At 63.5% G+C, this 21,469-nt stretch carries 19 protein-coding genes; 11 read left to right on the forward strand and 8 right to left on the reverse strand.

The features are described 5' to 3' along the window. Positions 1-248 precede the first annotated feature (248 nt). From PPGU16_RS34250 to PPGU16_RS34280, 7 genes are all read right to left on the reverse strand, one after another. The gene (locus PPGU16_RS34250) at positions 249-1,748 is read right to left on the reverse strand and encodes an amidase (RefSeq protein ID WP_180725289.1); all 1,500 of its coding nucleotides are present in this window, start codon (positions 1,746-1,748) and stop codon (positions 249-251) included. Positions 1,749-1,801: 53 nt separating this feature from the next. Next, on the reverse strand, positions 1,802-2,467 hold the full coding sequence (locus PPGU16_RS34255; RefSeq protein ID WP_180725290.1) for a GntR family transcriptional regulator: 666 nt from the start codon (positions 2,465-2,467) through the stop codon (positions 1,802-1,804). A gap of 52 nt (positions 2,468-2,519) precedes the next feature. Continuing rightward, the gene (locus PPGU16_RS34260; RefSeq protein ID WP_180725291.1) at positions 2,520-3,842 is read right to left on the reverse strand and encodes an amidase; all 1,323 of its coding nucleotides are present in this window, start codon (positions 3,840-3,842) and stop codon (positions 2,520-2,522) included. Positions 3,843-3,921: 79 nt separating this feature from the next. Then, the gene (locus PPGU16_RS34265; protein WP_309296527.1) at positions 3,922-4,914 is read right to left on the reverse strand and encodes an ABC transporter substrate-binding protein; all 993 of its coding nucleotides are present in this window, start codon (positions 4,912-4,914) and stop codon (positions 3,922-3,924) included. Beyond that, positions 4,896-5,714 (reverse strand): ABC transporter permease, encoded by an 819-nt coding sequence (locus tag PPGU16_RS34270; protein ID WP_180725292.1) that lies wholly within the window; start codon positions 5,712-5,714, stop codon positions 4,896-4,898. Before PPGU16_RS34270 ends, PPGU16_RS34265 begins: the two co-directional genes overlap by 19 nt. After that, positions 5,711-6,568 (reverse strand): ABC transporter ATP-binding protein, encoded by an 858-nt coding sequence (locus tag PPGU16_RS34275; RefSeq protein WP_224031637.1) that lies wholly within the window; start codon positions 6,566-6,568, stop codon positions 5,711-5,713. The genes PPGU16_RS34270 and PPGU16_RS34275 overlap by 4 nt, the downstream gene beginning before the upstream one ends. Positions 6,569-6,974: 406 nt before the next feature. Next, positions 6,975-7,934, reverse strand: a complete 960-nt coding sequence (locus PPGU16_RS34280) for a sensor domain-containing diguanylate cyclase (RefSeq protein WP_345961190.1) — start codon at positions 7,932-7,934, stop codon at positions 6,975-6,977. A 78-nt stretch (positions 7,935-8,012) separates the two neighbouring features. Here PPGU16_RS34280 and PPGU16_RS43225 point away from each other — a divergent pair, with 78 nt between their 5' ends. Beyond that, positions 8,013-8,516, forward strand: coding sequence for a hypothetical protein (locus PPGU16_RS43225; RefSeq protein ID WP_345961191.1), 504 nt, complete (start codon positions 8,013-8,015; stop codon positions 8,514-8,516). A gap of 267 nt (positions 8,517-8,783) precedes the next feature. Here PPGU16_RS43225 and PPGU16_RS34285 read toward each other — a convergent pair whose 3' ends face one another. Beyond that, the gene (locus tag PPGU16_RS34285; RefSeq protein WP_180725294.1) at positions 8,784-9,974 is read right to left on the reverse strand and encodes a porin; all 1,191 of its coding nucleotides are present in this window, start codon (positions 9,972-9,974) and stop codon (positions 8,784-8,786) included. 575 nt (positions 9,975-10,549) lie between these two features. On the opposite strand from PPGU16_RS34285, the gene PPGU16_RS34290 reads away from it, so the two are divergent. The 10 genes from PPGU16_RS34290 to PPGU16_RS34335 are packed head-to-tail and all read left to right on the forward strand — an operon-like array spanning position 10,550 to position 21,467. After that, positions 10,550-11,356, forward strand: a complete 807-nt coding sequence (locus PPGU16_RS34290; RefSeq protein ID WP_180725295.1) for a GntR family transcriptional regulator — start codon at positions 10,550-10,552, stop codon at positions 11,354-11,356. Positions 11,357-11,376: 20 nt separating this feature from the next. Then, positions 11,377-12,582 (forward strand): ABC transporter substrate-binding protein, encoded by a 1,206-nt coding sequence (locus tag PPGU16_RS34295; protein WP_180725296.1) that lies wholly within the window; start codon positions 11,377-11,379, stop codon positions 12,580-12,582. A gap of 8 nt (positions 12,583-12,590) precedes the next feature. Continuing rightward, positions 12,591-13,463 (forward strand): branched-chain amino acid ABC transporter permease, encoded by an 873-nt coding sequence (locus PPGU16_RS34300; RefSeq protein WP_180725297.1) that lies wholly within the window; start codon positions 12,591-12,593, stop codon positions 13,461-13,463. Positions 13,464-13,466: 3 nt separating this feature from the next. Then, positions 13,467-14,465, forward strand: coding sequence for a branched-chain amino acid ABC transporter permease (locus PPGU16_RS34305; RefSeq protein ID WP_180725298.1), 999 nt, complete (start codon positions 13,467-13,469; stop codon positions 14,463-14,465). Then, entirely contained in the window at positions 14,458-15,213 is a 756-nt protein-coding gene (locus tag PPGU16_RS34310) for an ABC transporter ATP-binding protein (RefSeq protein WP_180725299.1), read from the forward strand. The genes PPGU16_RS34305 and PPGU16_RS34310 overlap by 8 nt, the downstream gene beginning before the upstream one ends. After that, a complete protein-coding gene (locus PPGU16_RS34315; RefSeq protein WP_180725300.1) occupies positions 15,210-15,920 on the forward strand; it encodes an ABC transporter ATP-binding protein in 711 nt (236 codons plus the stop codon). The genes PPGU16_RS34310 and PPGU16_RS34315 overlap by 4 nt, the downstream gene beginning before the upstream one ends. 3 nt (positions 15,921-15,923) lie before the next feature. Continuing rightward, positions 15,924-17,192: a 3-isopropylmalate dehydratase large subunit gene (locus tag PPGU16_RS34320; RefSeq protein WP_180725301.1), complete on the forward strand. Its 1,269-nt coding sequence runs from the start codon at positions 15,924-15,926 to the stop codon at positions 17,190-17,192. Further along, on the forward strand, positions 17,189-17,734 hold the full coding sequence (locus PPGU16_RS34325) for a LeuD/DmdB family oxidoreductase small subunit (protein ID WP_180725302.1): 546 nt from the start codon (positions 17,189-17,191) through the stop codon (positions 17,732-17,734). The genes PPGU16_RS34320 and PPGU16_RS34325 overlap by 4 nt, the downstream gene beginning before the upstream one ends. Beyond that, complete coding sequence (locus PPGU16_RS34330; RefSeq protein WP_180725303.1) at positions 17,728-19,398, forward strand: hydantoinase B/oxoprolinase family protein; 1,671 nt, start codon at positions 17,728-17,730, stop codon at positions 19,396-19,398. The genes PPGU16_RS34325 and PPGU16_RS34330 overlap by 7 nt, the downstream gene beginning before the upstream one ends. Continuing rightward, entirely contained in the window at positions 19,395-21,467 is a 2,073-nt protein-coding gene (locus PPGU16_RS34335; RefSeq protein WP_180725304.1) for a hydantoinase/oxoprolinase family protein, read from the forward strand. Before PPGU16_RS34330 ends, PPGU16_RS34335 begins: the two co-directional genes overlap by 4 nt. Positions 21,468-21,469: the final 2 nt, after the last annotated feature.

Here is a 21,469-nt window from a genome sequence, read left to right on the forward strand (position 1 = left end):
CTCTTGCGACTGAAGCAGTATTGCCCTGCTCACGGGAGTCGTTCGCTTCGCGGTATGCGGCAGCGGCGGCCGACGTCGAAGCGTTGAGGCCGGGCGGGAGCCGTCACGCGGGCGGAATCTTGTCAGAACGTGATGTGTTGTTCCGCGCTCACAGCGAACTGCAAAACGCCGACGCGCGCGTGCCGTCGCCGGACAGTTATCGACGAGATAAGGCGGCAGGATGGTGCGCCTGTGGACGCACCCGTGCGCTAACGGCCCCGACCCGGCGGATGCGTGACGATCGCACGCAGGTCGGCCTGCACGTCCACGCGCATGTCGCGTAGTTTCTGGAGATCGGGCACAGGCCGGGCGAGCGCCTCGTCGCGGGCGAATGCGGCTTCGAGCGCCTGCGCCATATCGAGAAGGCGTGCCTCGCCGCGCATCGCGCCGATCATCTGCAAACCGAATGGCATGCCTGCGTGATCGACACCGCAGGGCAACGACAGGGAGGGATTGGTCAGCAGCGTGACCACATAGGTGAGCGCGACCCAACGATAGTAGTTTTCGACTGCCACGCCGTCGATCTGCGCGCAATGCGCCGTGGTCCATGCGAACGGCGTGACGGGCGAAACGGGCGACACGATCACGTCGTAGCGCGCGAACAGGGTCTGGAAGCGCCGGTACAGTGCGGTGCGGCTGGTCTCGGCGCGCGCCACGTCCGCGAGCGTCAACGCGCTGCCCATCTCGTAGTTGGCGCGCGTATTCGGCCCGAGCAGCGATGGATCGCGCTCGTAGGTCTCGCGCAGGCTCGCGACGAATTCCTGCGCGCGCACCACGTCGAACACGCGATGCGCGTCGGCCATGTCGAGCCCGACGGGATCGATGGGCTCACAGATGCGCACCTGCGCGGCGATGCGCGCGAGCTTGGCGCGGAACGTCGCGCGAATCGAGGCATCGACCGCGCAGACGCCAAAATCTTCCGTATACCCGATGCGCAGCGTGGCGGGATCAAGCGGCGCGCCAGCGTACGGATCGAGTTGCATGGGATAGCCGAGCGGATCACTCGATGCATGCCCCGCCACGGCGGCCAGTTGCAGGCGCACATCGGCGACGTGGCGGCCCATCGGGCCGCTGACCCAGTTCGGCGCCCAGCCCAGCCGCCGATCCGCCGACGGCACGAAACCCGGCGACGCGCGAAAACCCACCACGCCGCACAACGCGGCGGGAATCCGCAGCGAACCGCCGAGGTCGGAACCCGTGGCGAGCGGCAACATGCCCGTCGCGAGCGCCGCCGCCGAGCCGCCGGACGAGCCGCCCGCGTTCAGGCGCGGATCGAACGGGTTGCCTGTCGCGCCCCATACCGCGTTGCGTGTGTTGGCGCCCGCGCCCATTTCGGGCGTGTTCGTTTTCGCGGTGACGATCGCGCCCGCCGCGCGCAGGCGCGCGACGAAAACGTTATCCCGGGCGGGCACGTAGTCGCGATAGAGCGGCGAGCCGTAGGTGGTCAGCAGGCCGGCCGTCTCTTCAAGATCCTTCACACCGATGGGCAGGCCGTGCAGCGCCCCGAGCGGTTCGCGGCGCGCCACCGCTTCCTGCGCGCGTTTTGCCTCCCCGCGCGCGCGTTCGAATGCGGTGGCCGCGAGCGCGTTGATGGACGGCTCGATGGTTTCGATGCGCGTGAGACAGGCGTCGAGCAGTTCGACAGGCGAAAGCTCGCCCGCGCCGATCAGACGCCGCGCGTCGACGGCGGACAATTCCAGAAGGGACATTCGGGTCGTGACGGAAGTAGGGGAGTCAAGCCGGCAGCGAACCACGCCGTGCGTCAGGCCGCCAGCGCGCGCGCCGACTGATCGACGCACGCAACGATCGCATCCCGCGTGTTGAGCAGATGCACGCGCGTCTGCTCGCGCACCGCCTCCGCGTCGCGCGCGCGCCAGGCGGCGAGCAGCCGCGCATGCTCTTCGTTGTTGCTCGCCATGATATCGGGTTGCACATACATCGACAGCGATACATAGGGACGTGCCAGCAGCGAAAGCCCGCGCACCACTTCGAACAGGCGCGTGTTCGCTTCGCTTTGCATCAGCGCCTGATGGAAGTCTTCGTTGAGCAGCGCCCATTGCTCGGAGCTGGGCGGGACCGTGCTCATTGCTTCGTGGCACGCGCGGGCGGTGTCGAGCTGCGCGTCGCACGCATGCAGACACGCGCGCGACGCGAGCATCGGTTCGAGCATCATGCGCAACTCGTAAATCTCGCTGACGTCGTCCGCCGTCAGGCCACGCACTTCGACACCTTTGTTCGGATCGATTGCGACCAGCCCTTCCGCGCGCAGATCGCGAAAGGCCTCACGCACGGGCGTCGTGCTCACGTCGAGGCGCTTCGCCACCTCCTCCTGACGCAGCCGCGTCCCCGCCGCATAGACGCCCTGCAGAATCTCCATGCGCAGCGTGCCCAATACATATTCCTGAATGGTGCGGTATGGCTTGCCCATGAAGTCTCCTGATTGTGGTCTGGTCTGTCGGTGGCCCGTATGTGCGAAAGGTTCAGGCGGAGGATGCGTTCCTTGCGCCGATATCGGGATCGCGCCGCGCACCAATCACGCCTTCGATCCACGCCGCCGCGCGCAGGGTCCCCAGGTCTTCGCCGAATGCGCCGATCGTCTGGAAACCCAGCGGCAAGCCCTCCGTCCAGCCCGACGGCACCGTCACAGCGGGCAGGCCGAGCAGGCTCCACGGCGCGCAGAAGACAGGATCGCCCGTATCGTCGAGACCTTCGGGGGCTATGCCCGTCGCCGGTACGCTCACGAGCGCGTCGCAGCCCGCGAGCAGCGCCGCCGATCCGGCCCGCAGTTCTGCCTGCAACGCCAGTGCGTCGCGGTAACGCGCCTCGGGCATCGCTGCGCCTTCGTCGATCAGCGCGCGCATGTGATCGCTGAGTTGTGCGCGATGAAACTCCGCGGCCGGGCCGATCGCGTGCCACGCCTCGACGCGCAGAATGACCTGCAGTGCGTCGACGATCTGCGCGAGATCCGCGCCGAAATCGATCTCGACCACCTCGGCGCCCGCCGCACGCAAGCGCGCGAGCGACGCTTCGAAGTTTGCCTTCTGCGCGTCCTGCAGACGCGCGTCGAATGGCGTACGCACGACGCCCAGACGCGGCGGCACGGCGAGCGGCGCGAACCACGCTTGCCAGCTCTGCACGCTATCGATCGCCTCCGGGCGTCCCGCCACGAACAGCGCATGCGCGAGCGCGGCCGTTTCCACCGACTGCGCGAAAAATCCAATGTGATCGAGCGACGCGGCGAGGGGATGCACACCATCGCGCGCGATGCTGCCGTAGCTCGGCTTGTAGCCGACCACGCCGCAATACGCGGCTGGGCGTATCACCGAGCCCACGGTTTGCGTGCCGAGCGCAAGCGGCACGATACCCGCGCCCACGGCCGCCGCGGAACCGCTCGACGAGCCGCCCGGCGTGTGCGTGTTGCCCCACGGGTTGACGGTGGGGCCGGGTTGCCGCCACGCGAATTCCGTCGTTACGGTTTTGCCGAACACGAGCGCGCCATATTCGCGCAGCTTCGTCACGATGGCGGCATCCGCTTGCGGACGATGGCCGCGATAGATCGGCGAGCCGTACGCGGTCGGCATGTCGATGGTGTCGATCAGATCCTTCACACCGACGGGCAGTCCCGCGAGCGGCGCGGCCGCGTCCGGCTCGCCATACGAGGGCGGGCGGTATGTGAACGCGTGCAGCGCAGGTTCGAGCGCGTCGGCGCGCGCGATGGCCGCGTCGAGGCGGGCGCGGCTCGCGGCGGCATTGCCGCGTTGCGCGATCAGCGCCGTCACGAACGACGGGGTGGCTTCGGTCATGTTGCACTTCCATTCGAAGCGTTCGCGCGCGGGGGCACGCGAACGCGTGGGTCGATTGCCGGCAATGACGGCGGATGCCTTATTTTGCCAGCGAAGCCGCAAACGAATTGTCGACCGATCCCGCATAGGTGGCGGCGCCCGGCTTGATATTACCGATCGATTCCTGCAAGTCCAGCGCGTTGCGGAACGCCTGCTCCGAAATATCAGGCGTCGGCGCATAGATGTTCTGGTCGATCAACCGCCCCACGGCCGCTTCCACGATCTTCGGGTCGAGCGACGGGAACTCAGTCTTCGCGACATCCTTGGCCGTCTGCGGCGACTGATGGATGAGCGCCTCGGCCTCGGCGATCGACTTCACGAACGCGGCGACCATTTTCGGCTTGTCCTTGATGGTCGAAGCTAGCGTGTCGATGGTCGAGAATGCGTAGCCGCCCGGATAGGCCTTCGGAAAGCCGTAAACGATCTTGTAGCCCTGCGCGATGCCCGTGTCGGCCTGCGGTTCGTACACGGCCGCCGCCTGACTGCGGCCCGCGCTCACCGGTGCGAGTTCCGTGCCGAGCTGAACCGTGTTGAGCGAGACCTTCTCGATCTTCTGGTCCTTGATGAGACGTTGCAGCAAATAGGTACTGGTCGACGGCGGCAGCGCGACGGCCACGCTCTTGCTCGACATGTCGCCAGGCTGATGCACGCCCGCGTCGGGCGGTGCGATCACCCACACGGGCACGCCCGCCACCACGTTCGCCACGCTGATCACGCTCGCGCCCTTGAGATTCGCGAGCACCGCCGTCATCGGGTCCTGCAGCGAGAAGTCCGCATGGCCGCCGATCACGGCCGCCACGCCCGCCGCGCCGCTGCCCGCCGTGACCTTCTGCACGTCGAGGCCGTTCTTCGTGAAGATGCCCTTGTCGATCGCCACATAGAGCGGCAGATACTGGATGGACTGGAATGCCTGATACACCGTCACCGGCTCGCCCGCCTGCGCGGGCAGTTGCGCCGTGAACCCCGTTACCGCGACAGCCGCCGCGATCGCGCCCATGCGTACGTTCATCCGCTTCATTGTTTTGCCTTCCATGAAATGACCTTTGCTTCCGTGAATTGAACGATCCAGCTCAAGAGCGTCGCCATCAGCGTGAGCACGATGATGCCGAGCCACACGGTGTTCAGATCGAACAGCGATCCCGCGACGAACACTTCGTGTCCCAATCCCGCCTGCGAAGCGATGTACTCGCCGACCACTGCGCCGATCAGCGCGAAGCCGATGTTCACGCGCAGCGTGGAAAACACCCACGGCATCGCGCCTGGCAGGATGAGCTTGGTGAAGATCATCGAAGGCTTCGCATTGAACGAGCGGAACAGGTTGAGCAGGTCCTTGTCGACTTCGCGCGCGGCGGCGCATGAGGAGATCATCGCGACCGCGAAGGTGGAAATGCCGGCGAGCCACACTTTCGACGTCATATCCGAGCCGAACCAGATGACGATGAGCGGTCCGAGCGCGATCTTCGGGATGCTGTTCAGAATGACTGACAGGCCTTCGGCAACGCCCGAGACGCGCGGCACGAACCACAGCAGCAAACCGAGCCCGATGCCGAGCCCGCTGCCCACCACGAGACCGAGCACGGTTTCGTAGAGCGTGACGAGCGTGTCGCTCACCAGCGTGCCGCCGTTGAGCCCCTGCTGCGCGGCCAGCCAGATGCCTGAGGGTGAGCCAAGCAGCTTGCCGTTGATCCAGCCCGCCGAAACGGCTGCCTGCCAAAGCCCAACGAGCGCAATGACGATCAGCGCGACGGCGCCCAGGGTGCCGAACTTGGCCACGCTGCGCGGTTTCGCGCGCCGGCGCACTGGCGTGTTGGATGACATCGCTACATCGCTCATGCCGGGGCTCCCGAGTGCTGGATGGTATGGCTGCGCAGTCCGTTCCAGACGCGCGCATGGAAGGTGCGGAATTCGGGCGCTTCGCGCGCCGACACGGCAGTGCGAGGGCCGTGCGTGGTGAGGCGCACGTCGATGTCGTCTTCGATGCGCGCGGGGCGGCCGCCGAGCAGGATCACGCGGTCGCTTACCGCGATTGCCTCCTCGATGTCGTGCGTAACGAGCACGACACTCGTGCCGCTTTGCTCGCGCAGCACCATCACGTCGTCTTCGAGCGCGAGCCGCGTTTCGTAGTCGAGCGCCGAAAACGGTTCGTCGAGCAGCACGAGCGTGGGATCGACGAGCAGCGTACGCGTGAGCGCCACGCGCTGGCGCATGCCGCCGGAAAGCGAATGCGGATAGGCATCTGCGACGGTGCCCAGCCCGTAGCGCGACAGCATCTGGCGTGCGCGCTCGTAGTCGGCCGGCTTGACCTTGCGGTACAGCTCGATGCCGAGCACGGCGTTTTGCAGCACCGTGCGCCACGGCATCAACAGATCTTTTTGCAGCATATAGGCGATGCGGCCCGCGCTGCCGTCCGCGCGCGCGCCGACATTCACGTGCCCCGACTGCGGCTGGATGAGGCCGGACACGAGATTGAACAGCGTGCTCTTGCCCGCGCCGCTGCGGCCGACGATCGATACGATCTCGCCGCTCTTCACGCTGAAGTCGAGGCGCTCGAAGATCGGCACGTCGACGCCATCAGCAGTCCGAAATGCGTGGCTCAGTTGCTGGACCTTCAGGCAGTCCGTACCCGACGCGCGCGTCGTATCGATTGTGCCCGCTGCTGGCGCAGTGGCAAATGCAGAGAGACTCATGGACATCCCCATCGGTACGTGGTGTGCGTTTGTGCTGTGCACAACGCATAGTGCACAATCAAAAAACGGCGGCGCAAGTAGAAAAAAATTCGGCGCGCAATTAGGGAAGTGCCTGCCCGGGGATGGTGCAGAGGGCACGCGAAAGCTATCGGTGGGAGCGATGAAAGGTAGTTGACGTGTTGAGACCCGATGGTCTCTTCACGCCATGGTCGGTCCACTACCGTATTGGGCGGTCATGGCCGCGAACCGACGGCATGGTCCGTCAGAAGCGTTTGGGGCAGGGCACGGATCTGAATCAGGCGGCGAGAAAAAGCGGCCGTAAGCATTTGACCGGCGGTTCGACCCGTTAAAGCGCCACGGGGCCTGCATTCGGCGTGCATGTCCCCCGTATTTGGTGGAACATGAGTTATCCCGCTTCGACACGATTACGGCCAGATTTCTTGGCCCGATAAAGCGCACGGTCCGCACGCTTCATCAATGTGTCCACGTCGGCCTCGTCCGATTCACGCGTGACCACGCCGATACTCACCGTGAACGGAATCGATTCGAGGGGCGATACGCGCTCGAAATCCTGTCGTTCGTAACGTTTGCGCAATGCGTCCGCAATGCCATAAGCAACGCTGGCATCAGCGCCTGGCAGTGCTGCGACAAACTCTTCGCCGCCCCAACGGGCAAACAGACATGGCCGGCTCGTCATCGACGTGCCAACCTTCGCGAGCGCGCGTAAGACTTCATCGCCGGCATCGTGTCCGTGCGCGTCGTTGATCTCCTTAAAGAAATCGATGTCGAGAATGAACACTGAAAACACGTCGGTGTTGCCAAGTAACGTTTCTATGTATTCCAGAAACTCCCGTCGATTCGGCAAACCCGTTAGCGCGTCAGTCGTGGCCTGTTTTTTCAGCAGATCCATTAGCCTGGCGCGATCGGTGATGTCGCGTACCACTGCCATGAACTCGACCCCACCGTTCAGGTTGATTCGGGAGACCGCGATTTCGACGGGTATGATCGACCCGTCACGATGCTGACCGTAGACACTATTGGTTTCGTCCATACGTGGGGCAGACGTCCGCCGGAGGTTCGGCTGGTACGAGTCCGCGAACTGCTTCACCCTGCGTGGGTGGTCCGCGCGGAACTTCTCGGGCAACAGGGTGACGATTGGCCGCCCGATTACCTCGGCTGACGCGTAACCAAAGAGGTTCTCCGCCGCACGGTTGAACAACGTGATGTTGTGCTGCTCGTCCATCGTCACGATCGCGTCGTAGGCGAGGTCGACCAGCGCGCGATAACGCGAGGCTTCGACTTCCGGCTCCTGTCTCTGATCGATCTTCGCGTTCATGTCGAAGCCAGTCACGAGAATTTCGCGCACGCTTGCGTCGTCACGCTGATGCCTGATCGGTTTCAGCGACAGACGCCACCATACGCTGCCTTCGCGGATGTCCTGGATTTGCTCTGGCTGCTGCGCCCGGTCGGATGCAAAGCACGCGAGCAACTTCTCGCGAAACTGATGCAGCGCGGAATCCGTCACCATTACGTCGAATGGAACTGGAAAAGTCTGTGCGTCGTTGACCGGTGCGCCCGTCAACCGGAAAAACTGGTTATTGCAAGCGGTGACGATGAGTTGCCTGTTCTCATCGAGTCCGATCATCGCGGTGCATATGGCGATGTCATTCATGACTGGGTTTCTGTTTCCTTGAACCGATCAGACGGGCTTCGCCTTACTTCACCTTACGAAAAGCGTGGTTCAGCGCCATTGGGGGTGATTGATAGCCGTCGGACAGGCCGTAAGTCGCAAACGTTCACTGATTTATCGGCCGTTTGCGCCGAAAACTTTACGGGAGTGCGTCGAGATTCGAGCGTTCGGCGCGCATTAGCGTCGAATGTCGATCTGAAAGAAGGCTGCAAGCGATTCTGCGAATGGCAGTGGGCTCGCCAGTCCGTAGCGGCCTGAAGGGGTGGTCAGTAACAGTTACCGGGCCAGGTAGTGACGAACGCCTGTCTCAGGTCACGTCGGTTTCGGCCATCGAGGCGGTGCAACTCGTGAAGCTGCTGGGCTTTCGCCAGCGACGGGCAGCTGGTAAGAAGAGGCCATCCATCCGTGGACAGGAGAGCAAGCATTTCTGTTGAGACGGATGGCCAATTGCCTTCTACCGGATGGAGCCGCGTCCCATCATCGGTCAGTGCTTCTCAGCGCGGCGACATACGTCGCCGCTTCACATCAGAACTTGTGACGCATCCCCACTCGCAGTACAAGCTGATGGTTGTCATTCGATGGCGTGACGCCGTTGATGGCAGCCACCGCGCTGCTGCCCGTCGAATCCGTACCGGACGCTTTCTGATAGATCCCGACGAAGTACACATCCGTGCGCTTCGAGAGGAAATAGTCCGCACCTGCCTGCGCCTGATGATAGGTTGCGCCGTCACGGCCGCTTACAGAACTGCCTTTCGTGTAGTCATAGGCCACGCCGACGAGGAATGCAGGCGTTATCTGATACTTGACGTTGACTTCGACGTTGTTGAACATCGCGGTGCCGCGATTGCCGAATGGATTCGGACCTGATCCGCCGCCGTTGAGATCGTCGAAACGCGTATTCGAATAGGTACCGCCAAACGTAGCAGCGCCATAGGTGTACGCGCCGCCCGCCGCGTAGACTTCCTGGGTCCGCGCATTGGCAAAGCCGGAAAACACCGGCGACGCGATGTTATTCAGCGACGCGAGCGGCGCGGAGCCCGTCGTATTCGCGAGTGCGCTGGTGCCGTAGAACGAGGTGTTCGGATTGCGGATATTCAGGTAGCCGACGCCGAGTCCGAGCGGGCCGTTGTAGTACGAGCCGCCAAGCGACCAGATCTGGTTCTGGCTGATATTTCCCGCTACACCGCCAAGGCTATACACGCCGCCGAACGTGAAACCGCCATAGTTGCTGCTCGTGTACTTGATCGCGTTGTTGACGCGATTCGAGTTGTTGATATTGTCGAGATCGCCCGGATGCGCGGTGTAGAAGCCGCCCCATTGATCGCCGACTTCGAACAGACCCACGTAGTCGACTACGGAATCGTACTGACGTCCAAGCGTCACCGTGCCATACGGTGTGCCCAGGCCCACGTACAGCTGGCGCCCGAAGAGCAGCCCGCCCTGGCCGAGCTTCCCGCTGCTGAGATCCATACCGCCTTCGAGGACGAATAGCGCCTTCATGCCGCTGCCAAGATCTTCGACGCCTTTCAAACCCCACCGGCTTGCCTGAATTTCACCGCTCACGAGGCTGTACTGGTGCGAACCATGCGAGTTGTTATTGAAGGTCAAACCTTCATCGACAATACCGTAAAGGGTGACACTGCTCTGCGCCTGTGCGACTGCGCAATACGCTCCAAGTGCTCCGATGACTCCGGCGATACAAATTGACTTTTTCATCCTGTTTCCAGAATTGTTTGTTGACGTGGGTCCCTTAGTGCGAAACCAAGAGCAAGTTTCACGGTCATGATTCGCCGGCCGCGAGGCTAACTGCAAAGCAGGCATCCTAAGCAAACTCAATTGATGCAATACCGGTGTGATCGCTTGACCGTCAGCGCATTCAGATAACACTGCTGGCACTCGTCACAGTCGACAGGTAGCCATCAGAACCGCAGCGGCTTTTATTTGCGACGAAAATTAAGCAGCCTATTTTGTCTTGTCAATGGAACATTTGATGCGCAAAATGTCCTATCGCCGCGCAGAATGTTGAGTCGTCTGCGGTGCGCGGATTTTTCGGTGTTTTCCCGATGGAACAAGCTCGTACGGTGCTTGTTCCATTGGTCGAGCGGTGCTGGCTATGCGACCCGTCGCGTGCATGTTTTTGATTCGCCCCAGAGCAAATCCGACGACAAAAGCAATACTTGCGAACCTCTTACGATGGGTTTGACATTCATCGGCGCATACGAAGTAGAACAATCTTTATTTTCCAGTTTGTTCTATTGACCTGACATTACGACACTTCTAGAGTGACCTCCATGGAAACGACGCTGCCACTGCCGAAATATCACCAGATCTACCTGGTGTTGCGCGAGCAACTTCAGGAAGGCCGCTTCGACGACGAAGGCATGCCCGGCGAACATCTTCTCGCCGAGCAGTTTTCAGTCGCACGCATCACGATACGCAAGGCAATGGAGATGCTCGTCGCGGATGGGTTGGTAACGCGGCGACCGGGCGTAGGGACGTGGCCGCTGCGCGTTGCCACGGGAAGAAAGCAGGGTGATTCGAAAGCCGCACCGGTTTCGCGCCAGAAAGCGCATCTGACCGGCCTGCTCGAAAACATCGTGAATATGGGCCTTCGGACCACGGTCGACGTGCTCGACAGTACGGTGGTGCTCGCCTCGGAAGCCGTCGCCGAGGCGCTGCACCTGGCTGTGGGCGACGCCGTCTATAAGAGCGTACGGGTGCGCAGCACGTCGGCGGGGCCGGTTTCGTTCATCACCACGCACGTGCCGAAAGCCGTGGCGGAAATCAAGAGCCGCGACCTCAAGCGCAAGCCCTTGCTGATGTTGCTCGAGGAAGCGGGCGTGCAACTCGGCGGCGCGACACAGACCATTTCCGCGCGCCTTGCCGATGCCGTAGTGGCACGCCATCTGGACGTCGCGGTCGGTTCGGCACTGCTCGCTGTCACCCGTCTGGTGCGTGACACCGACGAGCGGCCCGTACAACTGTTGCAAGGCCTTTACCGGCCTGACCGTTATCAATATCAGCTACAGCTCTCGCGAATCGGCGACATCGATGCAAAGGTCTGGGTCAGCGAAGAACTGTCCGCCACATTCAACTAACGCTATCCAACGGAGATCGCATGAGTTCGCGTCGTACATTTCTGCGCCAGTCCACGGCAGCAGCAGCACTGGTTGCCGCACCTTGGGTCGCTCGCGCGGCAAACGGCAAGAGTATCAAGGTCGGCGTGCTGCATCCTGTCACGGGAGCGTTGGCTTATTCGGGGCAGCAATGTCGTCTCGGTGCACTGCTGGCTATTGAAGACATCAACCACGCAGGCGGTATCAGGTCGCAGGGCGGTGCGCTGATCGAGCCGGTGCTGGGCGATGCGCAGTCGCGTCCCGAAGCGGGTGCGGCCGAAGTCGAAAAGATGAACGAAGCAGGGGTGTCGGCGATCGTCGGTGCGTATGCATCGGCAATCTGTCTCGCGACGACGCAAACCGCCGCCAAGTACGGCTTGCCGCATGTTGTGGACGTGGGCGTGGCGGATCAGATCGTGGAACGCGGCTTGACCAACACATTTCGCTTTGGCCCCGGCTACCGGATGTGCAGCGCGCGGGCGGTGGAGAACCTCAACGCACTGAATACCAGCGCCGGCAAGCCGGCTAAAACGGTGATGATCGTGCACGAAGAGTCGCTGTTCGGGACGGGCACGGCGGCGTTGCTCAGCAGCGAGCTTCCGAAGTACGGTTTCGAGATCAAGGAAGTCATCAAGCACCCGAATCCGACGCGCGACTTCAACAATATCGTGTTGCGCATGCGCGCGGTCAATCCGGATATCGTGATCCCGGCGAACTATTACGACGAGTACGCTCTGCTGCTGCGAGCAATGAAGCAGCAGAAGGTTCGCCCGAAAGCCATCTATTCAGTGCTCGGCGGCGCGGCGTCGAGCTACAAGTTTCTGAAGGAGTTCCCCGATATCGCCGACGGGATCATCGATTGCAACCACTGGTTCAATCCGAAGGACGCGCGAGTCGGGCCATTGCGCAAGCGGGTCGAGGCAAAGGGCGCTTTTTTCTCGTACGAAGTGTTCATGACGTACACGGCGACGATGCTGCTTGCCGATGCGCTCGAGCGCGCCAGATCGGCCGATCGCGCGGCAATCAATACGGCGCTTGCATCGAGCACGTTTCAGGATCACATGATGCCGTACGGGCCGACGCATTTCGTCAACGGTCAGAACACAGGCGCGCAGCCGTTGCTGACGCAGGTGCTCGGCGGCGATATCAAGGTCGTGTTGCCGCCTGCCTACCGTGAGGTCGCACCGCAATTTCCGCTGAAGAGCTGAGGCAGCGCATGTTCGATCCAGTCATCCTCTTGTCGGCGCTGCTGAACGGACTGACGACGGGTGCGGTGTACGCGCTCATCGCGCTTGGCCTCACGTTGATTTACGGCGTGCTGCACATCATCAACTTCGCGCATGGCGCGGCGTTGATGATCGCACTGTATGCGGTCTTCCTGCTGAAGGAGCAACTGGGCATCGATCCATACATGGCCTTGCCCATCGTGACGCTCGGGATGTTCGCGTTTGGCTACCTGCTGCAGCGTTTCGTGATCAACCGCGCGAGCCACGGCAAGGACGAGAACATTCTGCTGGTGACGCTCGGCCTGTCCATCGTGCTCGAGAACCTCGCACTCGTGTGGTTCCATTCCGATACGCGCAACATCGAGACGGCCTATACGCTATCGACGATCGAAATCGGCCCGGCCATGATCGCGTTACCCAAGGTCATCGCTTTTTTCGGTGCGCTGGTCGTCGCGGCGGTTTTGTTCCTGATCATCCGCCGGACCGATCTGGGTCGCGCCATACGCGCCGTTTCGCGTGAGAAGCACGGCGCGAAGCTGATGGGCATCGATGTGGACAAGGTCTATGCGCTGTCCTTCGGTATCGGCATGGCATGTGTCGGCGCGGCGGCCTGCTTTCTGTTGCCGACGTATTACGTCAATCCTCAGGTCGGAAGCGGCTTTGTGCTGATCGCGTTCACGATCGTCGTGCTGGGCGGCATGGGCAGCTTTGCGGGCGCATTGGTCGGTGGCCTGCTCATCGGCGTGGTCGAATCGCTAGGGGGATTGTGGTTCGGCGATTCGCTCGGCCAGATGGGCATCTTCGCGATCTTCATCGTTGTGCTGCTTGTCCGCCCCCAAGGGCTTTTCGGCGCGAGGGCCTGACCGATGCGCGACGTTCGCTCCATCCTGATCTTCGGTGTTCTGCTGGCCGCGGCCGCCAGCGTGTTGCAATCTGGCGTGCTGCTCACGTTTCTGATGATGTCGCTCTACGCGGTGTTGTTATCGCAGTCATGGAACATTCTCGGCGGCTATGGCGGGCAATTGTCGTTTGGACATGCCTTGTTCTTCGGCGTCGGCGCATACACGCAGGCCATTGCGCAATTGAGCTGGGGCTGGAATCCGTGGCTCGCGTTGCCCGTCGCAATCGCATTCGGCGCGGTTGCCGGACTGGTGGTAGGGGCGCTGGCGTTTCGCGGCGGATTGAAGGGTTCGTACTTTGCGCTAGTGACGCTGGCTTTCGCCGAAGTGGCGCGCATCCTCGCGGTGTCGGTGTCGTTCACGGGCGGCGGTGTCGGCTTGATGGTACCGCTGCACGCAAGCGCGGCGAACCTGCAGTTCGGGTCCAGGCGCGGCTACGTGTATGTGCTGCTGTCATTCGTGATGGCTGCGCTGCTGGTCACCGCATGGTTGCGTCATTCGCGTTTCGGCGCGTACCTGCAGGCGGTGCGCGATAACGAAAGCGCTGCGCGGGCGATCGGTGTCGATCCCGTGCGCGTGAAGCTGGGCGCGATCGCGTTGTCGGCTTCGTTTATGGCGGCGGCGGGCGCGTGCTATGTGCAGATGTTCCAGTACATCGATGCCGGTATCGCGTTCGGCCCTGCGATATCGATCGAAGCGCTGGTGGGCGTGATAGTCGGCGGCGTCGGCACGTTGTGGGGTCCCGTACTGGGCGCGGCGCTCCTTTATATCCTCGGTGAATCGACCCGCAACCTGTTCGGCGAATTGCCGGGTATCAGCATGGTGATCTATGGCGTGGTGCTGGTCGTGATCGTCATGTTTCTGCCGCGCGGCCTGACGGGTGCGGGCATGTCGGTGCGTCGCATGATGGGGCGGCCGGCAAACCCGGATCGCGCCACCGAGCGCAAGGAGGAAGCCCGTGTCTGAAGCGCTTTTGCAGGCCCGTGGCCTGTCCATCACGTTCGGCGGCCTGAAGGCGGTGCAGGACGTCAGTCTCGATGTCATGCCCAACACGCTGACGGCACTCGTCGGTCCGAACGGCGCCGGCAAGACGACGCTGTTCGCTTTGCTGTCGGGGTTTCTCCGGCCCGGTGCCGGACGCGTCCAGTATCGGGGGCGCGACATTACGGGGATGGCGCCGCATCGGTCGGCAAGACTTGGCTTGACGCGGACGTTCCAGATCGTGCAGCCATTCGGCGCGCAGACCGTGCGCGAGAACATTGCGGTTGGCGCGCACCTGCATCAACCCGGACGGCGGGCCGCGCTGGCGGCTGCGGAAGAAGTCGCGCAACGGGTGAATCTGCATGACCAACTCGATAAACCAGCAGCCGATCTGACCGTGGGCGGCCGCAAGCGTCTCGAACTGGCGCGCGCGCTGGCGACGAAGCCTCAGTTGCTGTTGCTCGACGAAGTGCTCGCAGGACTGAATCCAAGCGAAATCGACGAGATGATTCCCGTCATTCGTGGCCTGGTCGACAGCGGCGTGACGGTATTGATGATCGAGCACGTGATGCGCGCAGTGATGAGCCTGGCCGAACACGTCTGGGTGCTGGCGCAAGGCCGGTTGATCGCGGGCGGTACGCCGCGTGAAGTGACATCGGACCCGTCCGTGATCGAAGCGTATCTCGGTCACGGCACGGCCCAACGGCTGGCGCGTGAAGGAGAACGTCGGTGAGTGCATTGCTCGAAGTGAGCGGGCTTCGCACAGGCTATGCACGCACCGAAGTGCTGCGCGGCGTGGATATGCGTGTCGACGAAGGCGAGATTGTCGTGCTGCTCGGCAGTAACGGCGTCGGCAAAACCACGCTGAACAACACCGTGTGCGGCATCAACCCCGTGTGGGAGGGTGGCGTGCGGTTCGACGGTCACGACCTGACAGGGCGGCACTACCGCGCGGTCGTCGAAGCCGGCCTGATCCAGGTGCCGGAAGGCCGGCGAATTTTCCCGAACCTGAGTGTGCGCGAAAACCTCGAACTAGGCGCATTTACGCGCGGCAAGCCGAATCGGAGCCGCAATCTCGCGCGGATGCTGGAGATCTTCCCGCGTCTTGGGGAACGGATCGATCAGCCGGCGGGCACGATGTCGGGCGGCGAGCAGCAGATGCTCGCGATCGCCCGGGGTTTGATGGCCGAGCCGCGTTTGCTGATCCTCGACGAGCCGTCGCTGGGTCTGTCGCCGTTGATGGTCGAAGAAATGTTCGCGCTGATTGCACGGTTGCAGAGCGAGGGACTCGCAATTCTGCTGGTCGAACAGAACGTCGGCCAGTCGCTCGAAACCGGACAGCGTGGCTATGTGCTGGAAAACGGCCTGGTCCGGTACTCCGGCACGTGCGCGGATTTGATGGCCAGCGACGAATTGCGTCGCGCCTATTTGGGGATGTAGTCGATGGCAGCAGCACAAACCCTTGCGCAAAAACTGATTGCGGCCGCCTGCGGGCGGTCCGAAGTCGAGGTCGGGGAAATCGTCACGTGCAACGTCGATCTTGCGATGTTCCATGACTCGAGCGGTCCGCGCCGCTTGCAGCCGATGCTCGAACAGCTCGGCGCATCGTTGTGGGACAAGTCGAAGGTCGTGCTCGTGATCGACCACTATGTACCGGAGGCCGACGACGAATCGCGTCGGATCGTGCGCATTGCGCGTCAATGGGCAAGCGCACAGCAGTTGCCGAACGTCTACGACAGTGTCGGCATCTGTCATGTGGTGGTGCCGGAACACGGGCACCTGCGACCGGGCATGTTCTGCGTGGGCGGCGACTCGCATTCGCCGACAGGCGGCGCGTTCGGCACATACATGTTCGGTATCGGCAGCACGGAGATGCTTGGCGTCGCGGTATCCGGGCAGATCTGGGTCAAGGTGCCGGAGACCTTGCAGATGCACTGGCGTCATCGGCTTTCGCATGGTGTGACCGCGAAAGACATGATGCTGCATATGATCGGCCGCTTCGGCATGAACGGTGGCCGCTATCAGGCCGTCGAATTCTGCGGTGAAGCTATTCGCGCGCTGTCGATGCAGGAGCGCATGACACTGTCGAACATGAGCGCCGAGCTGGGGTCGCAGGTCGGCCTGATCGCGCCGGACGCAACTACCGTCGACTATCTTCGCGCTGCGGGCGTGCAGGATGAAATCGATATCGCTCGCTGGCAGAGCGATCCGCAAGCCCGCGTCGAGGTGCAAGACTTCGACGCCGCGCAACTCGCGCCGCAAGTGGCCGCGCCGCACAGTCCGGCGAATACGCGCGATGTCGGTGCGTTCGGCGATGTCGCCGTGCAGGTTGCCTATATCGGCGCGTGCACGGGCGCGAAACTCGAAGATTTACGTGCGGCGGCCGACATCTTGCGCGGCCGCCGGGTGGCCGACGGCGTGCAACTGGTCGTGGCACCCGCCAGTATCCGCGACCAGTCGCAAGCGGCAAGCGAAGGCGTGATGGATGTGCTAAAAGGCGCTGGCGCGCAAGTGCTCGCTACGACATGCGGCGCGTGTGCCGGGTACGGCGGCTCGATTCCCGAAGGCAGCACGGTCGTGTCGAGCACCGCGCGCAACTTCAAAGGCCGGATGGGCGCTGAGACCGCGCAGGTGTATCTGGGCTCGCCCTATACGGTCGCGGCGTCTGCGTTGCGTGGACGCATTACCGATCCTCGCGAGGTGCTGGCATGACGGCAAGCCGCACGGCGCCCGCCGAATCCGGGCGGACTTCCGGTTTGCATCGCGTATGGCGGGTCGGCGCGGATATCAATACCGATTCGCTCGCACCCGGCGCGTATATGAAGTTCGGCATCGACGAAATCGCGCGCCATTGCTTGCAGAACGAGCGCCCCGATTTCGCCGCAGGCGTCCAGCCGGGCGACGTGCTCGTGGCGGGACCGAACTTCGGCATCGGCTCATCGCGCGAACAGGCGGCCGCGGCGCTGGTACGCCTGGGCGTGCGGGCAGTGATCGCACCCGCATTCAATGGCCTGTACTTTCGCAACGCGTTCAACGTCGGCCTGTTGCTGTTGACGTGCGCCGACGCCGAAACGATCGGAGAGGGCGAGCGCATTGCGATCGACGCGCACGGCGGCGGCATCCGGCTGGCCGACGGGCGCGAATTGCCGTGCGATCCCGTCCCTGCATTTCTGCTCGAGATGGTCGACGCAGGCGGTTTGCTCAACCTGCTCAAGCAGCGTTACCCCACACCCAACGGAGTCACCTCATGCTAGACCCGGTCACGCTGGCCGTCCTCAAGGGCCGGCTGGAACAGATCGCCGATGAAATGGACGCGACCCTGTACCGCAGCGCTTTCAATCCGATCATCGCGGAAGCACACGACGCCTGCCACGGCATCTACGACGCCGTTTCGGGCGCGACCCTGGTGCAAGGCAAGTCGGGCCTGCCGGTGTTCGTCGGCGCGATGGCGTTCGCGGTGAAGGCGGCCATCCGCGTGGCAAGCGAGCGCGGCGGCATGATCGACGGCGATGTGTGGCTCTTCAACGATCCATACGAAGGCGGCACGCACGCGAACGACTTCAAGCTGGTGCGTCCCGTGTTTCGCGACGGCAAGCTATTCTGCTTCCTTGCGTCGGCGGCCCACTGGCACGACGTCGGCGGAGCGGTGCCCGGCAATTACAACCCGGCCGCCACCGAGTGCTGGCAGGAAGCCGTGCAGATTCCGCCCGTGCGGATCGTGCGGCGCGGCGAACTCGATGCCGACGTGCTCGCCATTCTCAAGGCGAACACGCGCTTGCCCGACAGCCTGTGGGGCGATCTGAACGGCCAGCTTGCCGCGCTCGAACTCGGCGCGCGTCGCCTGAACGATCTGCTCGGCGACTACGGCGACACCGTCGTGCTCGAATCGCTTGCGCTGTTGCGCGAACGGGCGGTCAAGCTGATGCGCTCGCACGTGGCGGCGCTGCCCGACGGCGACTACAGGTTCGAAGACATGCTGGACAACGACGGCGTGCGCGACGAACCGCTGAAGATCGCCTTATGCATGCGCGTTGCGGGCGACACGCTGACACTCGATTTCACCGGCACGTCGCCCGCTTGCGCCGGCCCTGTGAACATCTCGCGCGCCACGGCGATCGCCGCCTGCTATGTCGCGCTCAAGCACCTGTTCCCGGATGTGCCCGCGAATGCGGGCGTGCTCGACGCCGTGTCGTTCGTATTGCCGGATGGGCTCGTGATCTCCGCCGACCGGCCCCGTCCCGTCAGCGGCTATACGGAAACGATCCTGCGCATGATCGACGTGATTTTTTGTGCGATGGCCCAGGCCGCGCCGGAACTCGCGATGGCGCAGGCTTACGGCACGATCAACGCGCTGTCGATAGCCGGTCATCGCAGCGCGGGCGCGCGCAAAGGTCAGCGCTGGGTGATGTTCAGCTTTTTCGGCGGCGGTCACGGCGGACATTCGCAAGGCGACGGCCTGAGCCACGGCAATGCGCCCATTTCGACTGCGACGATCCCGCCGCTGGAAATTCTCGAAGCCGCCTATCCGGTGCGCTTCACGCAATGGGCGTTACGTCCCGATTCGGGCGGCGACGGCACGTTTCGCGGCGGGCTGGGCGCGATCTATGAAATCGAATTGCTCGAAGACGAAGCGGAAGCGTTCATTTTCGGCGAGCGCGGACGCTCTGCGCCGCAAGGCATCGCGGGCGGCGCAGCGTCCGTGCGCAACGTGTTCCGCTATCAGCAGGATGGCGAATGGCGCACGCCGCCGATGGCGTCGAAGATGCTCGGCATCCGCCTGAAGCGCGGTGAACGAGTGCGGCTGGAAACGCCCGGCGGGGGTGGCTATGGCGCGCCGTCGGAACGATCGGATGCGGCGCGCGAGCACGACCGCGCAATGGGTTATGTCACGGTGGGTCTGAAGGAGCAAGAAGCATGAAGGATGCGGCACACGGTTCTCTCGTCGTCGGCGTCGACGTGGGTGGCACGTTCACCGACCTGTTCGTCCTCGACGAAGCCGCCGGCACCGCGCGGGTGGTCAAGGTGCCGTCGACACGCGGCGAAGAAGCGCGCGGATTCATGAACGGCATCGAACGCATTGGTGGAGACGCAGAGGGGCAGGGCGGAGCGCGTGCGATTGCGACCGTCGTGCATGGCACCACGGTCGGCACCAACGCGCTGCTCGAACGAAAGGTGGCCCGCACCGGCATCATCACGACGGAAGGCTTTCGCGACGTGCTCGAAATGCGCCGCCGCGACAGGCCACGCACCTGGGGCTTGCGCGGCACGTTCGAACCCGTCGTGCCGCGCGATCTGCGACTCGAAGTGAGCGAGCGCGTGCTCGCCGACGGCACGTTGCATACCCCCGTGGACATCGCCCAGGTCGAGGCCGCCGCGCGCGCGTTGCTCGAACGCGGCTGCGAGGCCGTGTGCGTGTTCTTCGTCAACGCCTACGCCAATGCCGTCAATGAAGCGCATGCAGTGGCGGCGGTGCGCGCGATCTGGCCCAACGCGAACGTCACGGCAGCGACGGAAGTGTTGCCCGAAATCCGCGAGTTCGAACGATGTTCGACGGCCACGCTGAACGCGTCGCTGCAGCCCGTCGTGGGCAGCTATCTGACGCGCCTCGAGAGCGATCTGAAGGCGCATGGATTCGGCGGCGAATTGCTGGTGGTGCAGAGCAATGGCGGGATCATGTCGCGCCAGACCGCGTGCGATGTGCCCGTGCGCACGGCGTTGTCCGGCCCGGCTGCGGGCGTGATCGCCTGTGCCGCGATCGGGCGGGCGGCGGGCTTTCCGAATCTGGTGACGGGCGATATGGGCGGCACATCGTTCGATGTTTCTCTGGTTGCGCGCGGTGAAGCGTCGTTATCCGCGCAGACCTCGATCGATTTCGGCATGGTGGTGCGCGCGCCGATGATCCAGATCGAGACGATCGGCGCGGGCGGCGGCTCCATCGCATCGGTCGATGCAGGCGGCCTGCTGCAGGTCGGCCCCGAGTCCGCCGGCAGCGTGCCGGGCCCTGCGTGTTACGGACGCGGCAATATGCGCCCGACCGTCACCGATGCCAACGTGCTGCTCGGTCGGATCGCAGCCGATCGTCCGCTGGGCGGCGGGCTGCTGTCACACATGGATGTCGGCAAGTCGCGCGAGGCGATCGAGATGCACGTCGCCGCGCCACTTGGGCTCGATGCGTATGTCGCAGCGGAAGCGATCCTGACGGTGGCGAACGCGAAGATGGCCGGTGCGATCCGGCTGGTGTCGATCGAGCGGGGCCATGACCCGCGCGAGTTCGCCTACATGCCATTCGGCGGCGGCGGCGCGCTGCACGTGTGCGCGATGATGCGCGAGGTCGGCACCACCACGGGCATCGTGCCGCGCTTTCCTGGCGTGACGTCGGCGATCGGCTGCGTGATTGCCGATATGCGCCACGACGCCGTGCAGACCTTGAACAGGGGCCTCGCCGAACTCGACGTCGACGATTTGCGTGCCCGCGTCGCGGGCATGGCCGACACCTGCCAGCAACGACTCGATTCGGCGGGCGTCGCGTTCGAAGCGGTGCGCGAAGACGTCGAACTGGACATGCTGTATGTCGGCCAGAGCCATACGGTGCGTGTCGAAGTACAGCGCAATGCGCTCGATAGCGCGACGATCGGCGCGGCCTTCGAAGCTGCGTATCGCACGTCGTTCGGCCGTGCGCTCGACGGCATCCCCGTGCGGATCATGAATCTGCGCTATGCGCGCATCGGTGTCCGCCCGAAGTTCGATCTGGCCGTGCTCGCGCCGAAGGCCACCACGATGCCTGCGTCGCCGGGCACGCAAGCGGTATTTCATGATGGGCAGTGGTGGGACGCTGTGCGTTATGCACGCCTCGACTTACCGGTGGGCGCAACGGTGGAGGGTCCCGCGATTCTCGAACAGGGCGATACGACGATCTGGCTCGAACCCGGTTTCGGCGGTCGGGTCGATCCATTGGGCAATCTGCTGATCACACGCCGCACGACCTGAGA

The sequence above is a fragment of the Paraburkholderia largidicola genome (assembly GCF_013426895.1).
Taxonomy (GTDB): Bacteria; Pseudomonadota; Gammaproteobacteria; order Burkholderiales; family Burkholderiaceae; genus Paraburkholderia; species Paraburkholderia largidicola.

What these genes read in the sequence shown, in the direction of transcription:
- PPGU16_RS34270 (WP_180725292.1), bottom strand. Translation starts at nt 5,714, where the DNA reads ATGAGCGATGTAGCGATGTCATCCAACACGCCAGTGCGCCGGCGCGCG.
- PPGU16_RS34260 (WP_180725291.1), bottom strand. Translation starts at nt 3,842, where the DNA reads ATGACCGAAGCCACCCCGTCGTTCGTGACGGCGCTGATCGCGCAACGC.
- PPGU16_RS34295 (WP_180725296.1), top strand. Translation starts at nt 11,377, where the DNA reads ATGAGTTCGCGTCGTACATTTCTGCGCCAGTCCACGGCAGCAGCAGCA.
- PPGU16_RS34275 (WP_224031637.1), bottom strand. Translation starts at nt 6,568, where the DNA reads ATGAGTCTCTCTGCATTTGCCACTGCGCCAGCAGCGGGCACAATCGAT.
- PPGU16_RS34285 (WP_180725294.1), bottom strand. Translation starts at nt 9,974, where the DNA reads ATGAAAAAGTCAATTTGTATCGCCGGAGTCATCGGAGCACTTGGAGCG.
- PPGU16_RS34330 (WP_180725303.1), top strand. Translation starts at nt 17,728, where the DNA reads ATGCTAGACCCGGTCACGCTGGCCGTCCTCAAGGGCCGGCTGGAACAG.
- PPGU16_RS34250 (WP_180725289.1), bottom strand. Translation starts at nt 1,748, where the DNA reads ATGTCCCTTCTGGAATTGTCCGCCGTCGACGCGCGGCGTCTGATCGGC.
- PPGU16_RS34290 (WP_180725295.1), top strand. Translation starts at nt 10,550, where the DNA reads ATGGAAACGACGCTGCCACTGCCGAAATATCACCAGATCTACCTGGTG.
- PPGU16_RS34320 (WP_180725301.1), top strand. Translation starts at nt 15,924, where the DNA reads ATGGCAGCAGCACAAACCCTTGCGCAAAAACTGATTGCGGCCGCCTGC.
- PPGU16_RS34335 (WP_180725304.1), top strand. Translation starts at nt 19,395, where the DNA reads ATGAAGGATGCGGCACACGGTTCTCTCGTCGTCGGCGTCGACGTGGGT.
- PPGU16_RS34305 (WP_180725298.1), top strand. Translation starts at nt 13,467, where the DNA reads ATGCGCGACGTTCGCTCCATCCTGATCTTCGGTGTTCTGCTGGCCGCG.
- PPGU16_RS34300 (WP_180725297.1), top strand. Translation starts at nt 12,591, where the DNA reads ATGTTCGATCCAGTCATCCTCTTGTCGGCGCTGCTGAACGGACTGACG.
- PPGU16_RS34265 (WP_309296527.1), bottom strand. Translation starts at nt 4,914, where the DNA reads ATGGAAGGCAAAACAATGAAGCGGATGAACGTACGCATGGGCGCGATC.
- PPGU16_RS34325 (WP_180725302.1), top strand. Translation starts at nt 17,189, where the DNA reads ATGACGGCAAGCCGCACGGCGCCCGCCGAATCCGGGCGGACTTCCGGT.
- PPGU16_RS34255 (WP_180725290.1), bottom strand. Translation starts at nt 2,467, where the DNA reads ATGGGCAAGCCATACCGCACCATTCAGGAATATGTATTGGGCACGCTG.